Source organism: Eggerthella sp., assembly GCF_048329335.1.
Lineage (GTDB): Bacteria > Actinomycetota > Coriobacteriia > Coriobacteriales > Eggerthellaceae > Eggerthella > Eggerthella lenta.
Genome location: NZ_DBFEGU010000407.1, coordinates 1 through 1010, shown reverse-complemented (window position 1 = coordinate 1010; position 1010 = coordinate 1). Strand labels below are relative to the sequence as shown.

3 protein-coding genes are annotated in these 1010 nt (G+C 64.1%); all 3 read right to left on the bottom strand.

The genetic code is table 11. The features are described 5' to 3' along the window. The coding region (locus ACMO6A_RS12670; RefSeq protein ID WP_418471355.1) for a DUF3846 domain-containing protein at window positions 1-169 on the bottom strand (169 nt) is incomplete at its 3' end. 63 nt (window positions 170-232) lie between these two features. Next, entirely contained in the window at window positions 233-448 is a 216-nt protein-coding gene (locus ACMO6A_RS12665; protein ID WP_007057314.1) for a hypothetical protein, read from the bottom strand. A 55-nt stretch (window positions 449-503) separates the two neighbouring features. Then, window positions 504-698 (bottom strand): hypothetical protein, encoded by a 195-nt coding sequence (locus tag ACMO6A_RS12660; protein ID WP_007051954.1) that lies wholly within the window; start codon window positions 696-698, stop codon window positions 504-506. Window positions 699-1010: the final 312 nt, after the last annotated feature.

Below are 1010 nucleotides of genomic sequence, written 5' to 3'. Positions count from 1 at the left end.
GGTTCTTGATCGCTCCCTCTTCGTCGCACCAGAGCGTGGTCCGCCGGTCGAGGGGCAATGGTTCGGCGTATCCGCCGATCGTCTTCCCGATGGCCGTGATGCTGGGGTCGATGTCGCGCAGTTCCGGACGGCGCAAAGGTTCGATGACGAGCGTCTTGATGGTGTCCATGATGCTGGTCCTTTCCTTGCAGGGGTTTGCCTGTCCTCCCGCATGGGCGGGAGGACGCTGCTGTTATTCGTCGATGTGGCCGGCGGGGATGGTCCTGCGTTGTGCCGCCCTGCGGCGGCGTTGCGGGGTGTCGATGCTCGGCGGGGTGCGCCGTCTGGTCTTGCGGCCGTATATCTTCCAGTCGATGCCGGCGGCCGTGGCCATGATCGCTATGACGACGACGTTGCCGATGGCTTCGGCGAATTCCGGGCTTGCGAGGTATTGGCTGATGAGGTCCATTGGGACTCCTTGTGGTTTGTCCTGAGTTTGTTTCCGGCCTTCCTTGGCCGGCATGTCACGCCGTTTGCCCGCCGATGTAGGCGTCGGCCTCGGCCATGGATGCGCAGTAGCGTCCGTAGCCGGCGTCGACCCAATGGCCTTGGGCCTTGTGGAGCTGGTGCACGTCGTACGGGCGTGCGCCGTCGCCCGTCTCCTCGACGTCGTACCGGTATCCGCCGCGTTCGATGCTTTTGATGATGTTGCGTGCCATGGTGCTTGCTCCCGTCTGGTGGTCCCTTGTTTTTTCTTTTCGACCGGTTGGTCAAGCGCAGCGTTACCGGCCAAAGCGGGTTCCGTCATTAGCGATCGCGCCGGGCGCAGCCCGTCTGCGTGGCGATTTGACGGGTTCCGCGACGCCGGTATGATCGTTTCGGCTTCAGCCGAAAAGGCCAAAAGGGAAACCTGGGGCCGCGCCCCTTTGGGGGCGTTCCTTTTTCTGATAGGGCTTGCCCGTCCATCGTGTTTCCCGCATGTGTGCGGGAAACCGATGCCGGTCGGGGCCGGCGGCTCGGGCCGGCGCGGG